The organism is Embleya scabrispora DSM 41855 (assembly GCF_000372745.1).
Taxonomy (GTDB): Bacteria; Actinomycetota; Actinomycetes; order Streptomycetales; family Streptomycetaceae; genus Embleya; species Embleya scabrispora.
On record NZ_KB889728.1, the window covers coordinates 26,675 to 34,511 of the forward strand.

Annotated in this window: 8 protein-coding genes, 1 pseudogene and 1 CRISPR repeat array; of the genes and pseudogenes, 4 read left to right on the forward strand and 5 right to left on the reverse strand. The window is 68.9% G+C overall.

All coding sequences use genetic code 11. The annotated features are described in order from the left end of the window. Window positions 1-335: direct repeats of the CRISPR family, unit length 29 nt; unit sequence CGGCTCACCCCCACCTGCGTGGGGACTTC. A 340-nt stretch (window positions 336-675) separates the two neighbouring features. The 5 genes and pseudogenes from A3IC_RS69465 to A3IC_RS73940 form a co-directional block, all read right to left on the reverse strand. Further along, window positions 676-930 (reverse strand): SAM-dependent methyltransferase, encoded by a 255-nt coding sequence (locus A3IC_RS69465; protein WP_020556964.1) that lies wholly within the window; start codon window positions 928-930, stop codon window positions 676-678. 34 nt (window positions 931-964) lie between these two features. Further along, window positions 965-1,519: pseudogene (locus A3IC_RS73935) on the reverse strand (SAM-dependent methyltransferase); the annotation flags it as partial. Further along, window positions 1,516-2,451, reverse strand: coding sequence for a hypothetical protein (locus A3IC_RS72075; protein ID WP_020556965.1), 936 nt, complete (start codon window positions 2,449-2,451; stop codon window positions 1,516-1,518). The gene A3IC_RS72075 and the pseudogene A3IC_RS73935, both read right to left, overlap by 4 nt. Before the next feature lie 1,240 nt (window positions 2,452-3,691). Continuing rightward, window positions 3,692-4,159, reverse strand: a complete 468-nt coding sequence (locus tag A3IC_RS0146830; protein ID WP_158696379.1) for a hypothetical protein — start codon at window positions 4,157-4,159, stop codon at window positions 3,692-3,694. Between the two features lie 618 nt (window positions 4,160-4,777). Then, window positions 4,778-5,641 (reverse strand): ATP-binding protein, encoded by an 864-nt coding sequence (locus A3IC_RS73940; protein WP_158696380.1) that lies wholly within the window; start codon window positions 5,639-5,641, stop codon window positions 4,778-4,780. Between the two features lie 228 nt (window positions 5,642-5,869). Between A3IC_RS73940 and A3IC_RS0146840 the strand changes: the two genes are divergently transcribed. The 4 genes from A3IC_RS0146840 to A3IC_RS0146855 form a co-directional block, all read left to right on the forward strand. Then, window positions 5,870-6,727: a helix-turn-helix domain-containing protein gene (locus tag A3IC_RS0146840; RefSeq protein ID WP_020556969.1), complete on the forward strand. Its 858-nt coding sequence runs from the start codon at window positions 5,870-5,872 to the stop codon at window positions 6,725-6,727. Window position 6,728: 1 nt separating this feature from the next. Beyond that, window positions 6,729-6,953, forward strand: coding sequence for a DUF397 domain-containing protein (locus A3IC_RS0146845; protein ID WP_020556970.1), 225 nt, complete (start codon window positions 6,729-6,731; stop codon window positions 6,951-6,953). Then, window positions 6,950-7,177: a DUF397 domain-containing protein gene (locus A3IC_RS72820; protein ID WP_020556971.1), complete on the forward strand. Its 228-nt coding sequence runs from the start codon at window positions 6,950-6,952 to the stop codon at window positions 7,175-7,177. The genes A3IC_RS0146845 and A3IC_RS72820 overlap by 4 nt, the downstream gene beginning before the upstream one ends. Window positions 7,178-7,557: 380 nt before the next feature. Then, window positions 7,558-7,837: IS3 family transposase (locus A3IC_RS0146855; protein WP_040878567.1), on the forward strand; the 280-nt coding region annotated here is incomplete at its 3' end.

Below are 7,837 nucleotides of genomic sequence, written 5' to 3' on the forward strand. Positions count from 1 at the left end.
CGGCTCACCCCCACCTGCGTGGGGACTTCCTACCCCGCCGAGTACACCGCCGCCCTCCTCACGGCTCACCCCCACCTGCGTGGGGACTTCCCGAACTCCACGCGTTCGCGACCCGGTTGGGCCGGCTCACCCCCACCTGCGTGGGGACTTCACGCCTTGGACCATGCCGGTGATGCCCGCGCCCGGCTCACCCCCACCTGCGTGGGGACTTCCCCCCACCCTCCGGGGAACGCCACATGTCTCGCGGCTCACCCCCACCTGCGTGGGGACTTCGGAGGAAGCGATTCCCTGCGGCGGCTACTGCCTCGGCTCACCCCCACCTGCGTGGGGACTTCCCTTGCTGACCTGCGGGTTCTTGGAGGCTTTGCCGATTCGTAACGCCAACAAGGTCATTGCGGCAAGCTTCTTGCTTGTTTTCACTTTCGAGCTGAGCGTTGTCGCATATTTTGGTCCTGTCTACGCGTCAGCAGGACAAACGTGTCGGTTCAAGGCGTGTCTGTCCTTGAAGTTCCCGCCGTCATCGACGCGTCCGGTACGAGATCGGCTCGATTCCGCCGCAGTCACGATGCAAGGATACGAGCCCTGCCTCCGGTCGCTCAGCAGCCGGAAGTACCGATCAAGGCCCGACGATCTCGCCCGTACGAGGGCCTCTCCTGTCAGGATGCCGCTCGTGGTTCACGGCACGCGGGCCACTCCTCCGTGCATGTGGGCTTGCCGACCGCCTTGGTGGACGGTCCGGTGGGGACCGATGTCGTCGACTCTCCACACCGCGACGTCGCACACTCCGGGTGGCAACACGTCGAGCGCGGTGAACAGCGCGGCGGCTTCGTCGGGGGTGGCGACGCGGCCCCGGGCTCCCCGGGTGCCGGTGTGCACGGCGTCCGTGATCGCGTGGCGGATTCGCGGGTCGTCGCCGACGAGCACGCTCACGACGGACGACGTACGAGCCGGACGGCAGCCGGTCGACGAGGTCGGACATGAAGGCCGCCGGACGTCGGAGGCGGTTCAGGACCGCCGTCGCCGGCACGGCGATCGGGCCTTCGCCGAGGAGTTCGGCGACATCGGGGACGCGGACCGAGGCGCCGACGTCGGCGATGTCCGCAGGGACGACGGTTGTGTGGTCGTTCCGGTCGAGAAGCATCCCGGCCTGCCCGACGACGAGCGGATCGCGATCGACATGGATCACCCGCGTCGTGGGAGCGACGGCCTGGGCCGCAGTGTGGATGCAGGGCGTGACGGGGAGGCCGCAGCCGAGGTCGAGGATGCGGCGGACGCCGTGGTCGCGGACCAGGGTTCCGGTGGCGCGGCGGGCGAACGCCCGGGAGTTGGGGATGGCGGATCCGATGTCGGGTGCGACGCGAAGGATGGCCGAGCCGGTCTCGCGGTCGGACGGGTGGTTGTCGTTGCCGCCTGCCAACCGGTCGAACACGCAGGCATCGGAGGCCACATCGATACCGGGCGGGATCGGCTCGTCCCAGGCGACGTCGATACGGGGCGGGATCGGCTCGTCGGAAATCACAGGGCCGCGCTCCGGAACGGCTCCGCGGAGTGTTCCCGGTCGGGGTGCGGTGCCGTGGCACGGCGCAGGATGTCCGCGAGGGTGCCTCGGTGGAGCCGGGCGCGGACCGCGTGGTGGTCGGACAGGCCACCCATGTCGATGACGTCCACCTCGGCGAGGGCGGGCAGGAGGATCCGTGACATCCAGAATCCGTCGACGGCCGCGGCGGGGCCTTGCGACGGTTTGTCGATGACGGTGGGGGCGAGCGCGGCCATGCGTCCGTGGGTGCGTGCGATGTGGCGGGCGGCGTCCTCGGCGCCGACGGCGCGCATTTCGCGGTCGGTGTGGGTGTCGGGGATGCGGACGCCGTCGGGGCCGCGGCGGGAACGGTGGATCCGGTGCACCGCGTCGGCGATGGCCTCGAGGTTCGGGAGTGCCGGGCCTCCCGGGATCGGGACGCGGTAGCTGTTCCGGTCGCCGCCGAGGATCGCGGGCAGCTTCACCGTGGCGCCGGATCCGGTGAGGTGGTCCTTGTCGAGGAAGCGGGTCAGGTGCTCCCCCTCGATCGCCCGGGCGGTGCAGGAGGAGTAGGTGAGGTGGTGCGAGACGCAGACGATCGGCAGCGTCTCCCCGCCGGTGTCGCGCAAGCGCAGGGATCGCGCGGTGGGCTCCAGTTGCCATCCGGAGTCGGCCCAGCCGCGCGGCGATTCGAACACCTGCGGGTCCGCGTACAAGGCCGTGGCGCTGCCCCGGCCGACCCATCCGCGCATCCCGAGCACGGTCTCGGCGCGCTTGGCGAGTTCGCCGTCGTTGTCGAGGGCGTCCCACATCTCCTGCCTGAAGAGCGCGGCGGGCCGCAGCGAGGCGAGGAACTCGTGCGCCGCCCGCCACTTCCGGCGGTCGCCTCCGCCGTTGTTCTCGAAATTGCACGTGATGAAGTCGATGGTGGTCACGTCGTCGTGGGCCCCTTCGTGTCGGTGAGGAAATGAACCCGCGCCCGGCCACTGCGGTGGTTCCGTGGTCTCCCCGGAACCTGGAGAAGCAAGGGCGCGGAAGCGGGGTCGATCGGTTGTGGGTCGCGTAAGCGCACGGGCGCGTGGTGCGTGTGGGCGCGTGGTGCGTGTGGGCGCGTGGTGCGTGGGGGCGCGTGGTGCGTGGGGGCGCGTGGTGCGTGGGGGCGCGTGGTGCGTGAGAGCGCGGACGTCGCACCGGCGACCCACAAGGGCACACTCGGTGTTCCCGTGTCCTGCTTGGCTCGGCAGTGGCGTTGCCGGTTACCGGTTGCTGCCGGTTACCGGTGCTCTTCTGCCGTCGTGATGGCTTGCGGGTGGTTCTTGGGGGCCGTCTGTAGGTCAGTCAGAGCGGCCGCGAAGTGCGGTTCGGGGCCGGGGTTTTCGGCCAACGCGCCCCGGATTCGCGTGTACCGCGAGGCCGTCGCTCGCATACATACCGCACCCGATCACACGCCGTCGCCGGGCCCGCGGGAAAGCCCACGGCAGGAGGGACGGCCCATCGGTATGGCTGAGGTACACCACCCGCAGGCTCCGTGCCGACGGCAGGGGAACCCACGGGTGCACGAGATCGCCGTCGCCGGGCGTCGGGTTCCGGTCCTGGTCGAGGCGAGGCAGCCGGGCAGGGCGTGATGACCGGTTCCGCAGCGGTACGCACCACGGCGTGGCTCCCATCGGTCGAGTCCGACCGACGCCGAGGATGGTGGCTGCGGTGGCGATGAGCGGCGGGTCCGCCAAGCCCCGCACAACCACGCGCGACCGTCGGAGAAAAGGCGTATGCCGCATGACTACCGTTTCGGAATCGGGACGGGAACGCGGGCCGGAACACGGTTCGGCGGCGCCCCGGGACGGGACTTGCTCTCGAACCAGCCGCGATCCGCCCGGGCAACGGGATGATGAGGACGCGGGACGGGTGCGACCCGCACGCCGGGGTCGAACGGCCGCCACGGTCCGGGACGTTCACTGCCCTGCAGCCACAACTGATGAAGCACCCCGGCCAGACCGGGCCGCCGGGCCGCGGGCACCGCGTGCAGGTGCCGAGGAAACCCGAGATGGACCGCGCGCAGGATCCGGACCGCCTGCCCGGCGGTGACGGTGCGCGAACACCCGCCGAGACTCACGACGAACCGCAGTAATCGGGACCGATGACGCCCCACACACGGAACCGACACACCCACCCCCCTCACCCGGACACCGCCGGCGGCGTCCGCACCGGCGCGCTCACCCGGTACCCGGCGAAATCGGCTCCCACCAACGGCAGACGAGGCGGATCGTGGGCCACCGGCGCCCCCGTGTCCCACGCCCGGCGCAAACCACGCAGCCAATCGATCGCCCGCTGCGCCGAGGGGAGCTCGCCGTCCGGCAGCAGCCACACCCCGGCACCGTTCGGCGCGCTGTCGGGGCCGAGGCGGATCACGGCGAGCACGAGTGCGGTCGTGGTCGTCCGGTCGACGATGGCGACGGCCGCCTCGGCGACCGCGCGGCGGCGCGACACCGGTGTCCGGGGCAGGGTCCAGGCGTCGGTCCGGCAGTCGAGTGCCGTGTCGAGGTCCGCCCACAGGGTCTGCCACGGCGTCAACGGCAGGATCCGGACCCGCCCCACCGGCGCGTCCGGCGACGCGGGCCACCACACCCGGGGCGCGTCGTCCACGGGAGCGATCCCGCACACGCCCATCACGGTCGCGGCCTCGGAGGCCGGCTCGCACGGCCACGCGACGCGGCAGCGCCCACACCGGTCTTCGACGCACCGGTGGTCGCGGGAGACCGCGTGCGCCAAGCGAGCGTGCCGGACACACGGATCCTCGGACCGACCCGGAATCGGTCCCCTACGCGCGAACACGTCCCCCTCACGGGAGCAACGCCTGATCATCGGAAATCCTCCGAACACAGTGGGTGGAAGAGGAGCGTGGGTGGCGGGCGACTCCTCGTTGAGTCGCCCGCCATCCATGCCGTCGGAGACCCGCGGATCCGCACGGGCACTCCGGACCCCGGCTCCCCGCGGCCGAGGCGGGTACCGAACGCGGGGATCGGGGCGAGCGGGAAGTCGGGGCCGGACGCGAACCGTCAGGAGACCCGCGCCCGACCGGCCGCCCCGGGGAGTGGAAGGGCGGCCCGACCCGACACACGGACGAGGCGAAGCCTCAACCCGTCCGTGGCGGGCAGAAGAAGGGGCGTCCCATGCGTGAAACAGACGGTGCCCGTCGTGCCGTCGACGTCACTTCGGTCGAACTGGGCGTGGTCCTCTCCCAGTTCCGCGCTGATCGCGGCGTCAAGCGCCTTCGGACCGAGCCCGGGAAGCACGGACGCCGCCTCGAAAAGAGCGAGCGCAGCGTCGTGTATCCGCGCACGTTCGCAGTAGGCGAGGGCCCGAACGACGGCGGGCGTGTCCAGGTCCAGCCGATCCCTGAACCGCCACCGGCCATCGCAGAGCCAAACCCACCGCACGACGACCACGGCGCGCGTCGCCCGTCGGGGATACGCGGTGAATACCCGCCGTGGAGACTGGTCCGCGTCGAAGAATCCGTGCACGAGTGACCTTCGTGGTGAGGGTTCGAGACGAACCGGGAAGGAGGATGGGCCGAAACGAGCACGTCACCGCTGTCGGCGGAGTCCCGCTCTGCTCGCCGCCTACATCACCGGCAGCCGCGTTGTTCCGATACGAGGCCGCAGGTGCAAGGTCGTTCCAGGACGGGCGTTCGAGCGAGGCGCGTTGGCGTGCCGCGAGCATCTCGGCATCGGGCGATTCCGGAAGGACAAACGCTGCCCGGATCCATTTCCCGCCGTCCGCCGTCGGCCCGTAGGCCAACTCGTCCGCCAGGACCAAGGCCATCTGCAGCCCACGCCCGTCCTCGGCGTCAGCGTCGGGCTCCGGGCGCGGCGTCTTCCACTCCAGCGCGTTGAACGCGTCGTCGGTGACCGCGAACAGCAGTTGCCCGTCCTCAACCCACCAGAACAGCGTGATGGGACCTTCGGTGTGTTCGAGCGCGTTCGTGACCAACTCGACGACCACTGAACGGGGATCGTCGTCGGGTAACGCACCTACGGCAGCGCACACGGCATGAGTGTGCAGACGGGCGCTCCTTGCGGAGAGCGGGGTTCTCGGCAGGTCCAGTCGTTGAGCGGGCAGTTCCATGCGGTTCTCCCAGTGGATCGCACGGGCATCGCGCACCGCTGCGCTTCGTGATCATGAAGGCGCAGTCAGTGACTGAAAAGAGACTGCTCCTCAGTATGGGAAATCGTCAAGACGATGCGAGGCAAAATGCCAAACACGTGCCACATCTCGTCGGTGTGGCTACGCTGCCTTCGGGTGTGGCCGCCGTGCGATACGAATGAGCATCGCTTCACGGACGAGGGAGACGGCATGGCGACAACGGGCCCAGGCAGCCTCAAGGCGAGGAAGGAGCTCGGCTCGCGGCTTCGTGCTCTGCGTGGCAGGAGAACCGCCAAGGCGGTTGCCGAACAGATCAACGTCAGTCCTTCGACGGTCACTCGGGCGGAGACCGGCGACCGCAACTGCACGGAAGCTCTGTTCAAGAAACTGATGACCGCCTACGACGTTCGCGGTCAAGAACGCGCGGAACTGGAAGAACTCGCCGAACAGATCTGGGAATCGGAAGCACCGTGGTGGCACGCATACGGCGATTCGGTCTCGGCCAACTACGCCACGCATCTTGAGTACGAGGCAGACGCCGTCCTGCGGCGCGAGTACGGAACCCTGCTGGTTCCGGCGCACCTTCAAACGGCGGAGTACTCCCGAGCCGTCACATCCGTGGGCTTTGCGGCACTGGGACCGGATCAGGTAGACGATCTCGTTCGCGTCCGAGCCCATCGCCAACGCCGCCTCTACGACGATCCGCTACTGAGCCTCGAAGTTGTCCTCTCCGAAGCCGCGCTCGCCGTCGAGGTCGGAGGTCCCGAGGTTCACCGCGCACAGCTGCGCCACATGCTGGAGATCACCCAACTCCCCAACGTCGACGTGCGCGTCATTGCGTACACCGCGGGCGAGAACGGAACCCAACCGAGCCCGTTCAACCTGCTCAGCTACGCAGGCGACGAGGAGCCGGACGTAGCCTTCGCTGCCAGCGTCGCGGGTAGCCTGTTGCTGGATACTCCCAAGCACCTGGTGCGGCTGAATCGCCTGTTCAGGAACCTGCGCGAGCAGGCCCTGAGCCCGGAGGCCAGCCGTGAATTGATCACCGCCCTCAGCGAGAAAGATTGACATGGACAACAGCATCTACGCCGTCCCACTCACGGACGTCGAATGGGTGAAGAGCTCCTACACCAACAACGACAACGACTGCGTCGAGTTGGCGGAAATCCCCGGAGTCTCGGCCATAGCGATTCGCGACAGCAAGAACACCCACCTCCCCGTCACTCGTGTCTCCCAGCCTGCTTGGCAACAGTTCATCGCTGCGGCCAAGGCAGGGAACTTCGTCCAGGCATGACGACCCGGGACAAGGCGGACCTGTACGCCGTCGATCTGTCCACTGTCGTTTGGCAAGCGGCACCAGGCTCTACAGCTGACGACCGCATCGAGGTTGCCGCAATACCGGGGGGCGGGATGGCCCTTCGCAACCCGGCTGACCCTCTGGGGGCCGTGCAGCGGTACGACGAGCGCGAATGGGCCGCGTTCCTGGCCGGTGTTCGAGACGGCGAGTTTGACGAATAGGCAGAGAACCAAGACGGAGGGCCCTAACGGTAGTAGGGCCCTCCGTCGTCTTTGATACCACCGGCGGGCCTGCCCGGGCCGAACGCAACCGCCGATCGCGAGCCATCCAGTGACCGGCGCGTCAGTCGGGGAGCGCATCGCGGCGTTCAAGGAACCAGCACCGTCACACACCGCCTTCAGCCTCCTGGCAACCTCAGACACGCCGATCGTGGTGCAAGTGCTCAGCGCACTCTCGCGTCAGGAGCCCACGCGTGGGCGGTGCCTTCGCCAAACGGGTCAGCACGTGCTCGGGCTCGAAGACTGCGAAGTCCATGTGAGCCTGGTTCGGTTTGACGGACACCCTGTCTGAGGGGTTTGCCCCTCTTGGGAGGATGTCCATCATGGAGCGCATGGGGAAGAAGAAGCCTCGGCCTCGCCGCTCGTTCACGTCGGAGTTCAAGGCCGAGATCGTCGAGCTGTGTCGGCGCGGTGATCGTTCGGTCGGTCAGGTCGCGAAGGATTTCGATCTCACCGAGACCGCGGTGCGCGACTGGGTCGTGCGGGCCGAGGTCGACGCCGGGGAGCGCGACGGTCTGACCGGTGGCGAACGCGAGGAGTTGGCCGCGTTGCGGCGGGAGAATCAGCGGCTGCGCCAGGACGTGGAAGTCCTCAAGCGGGCCA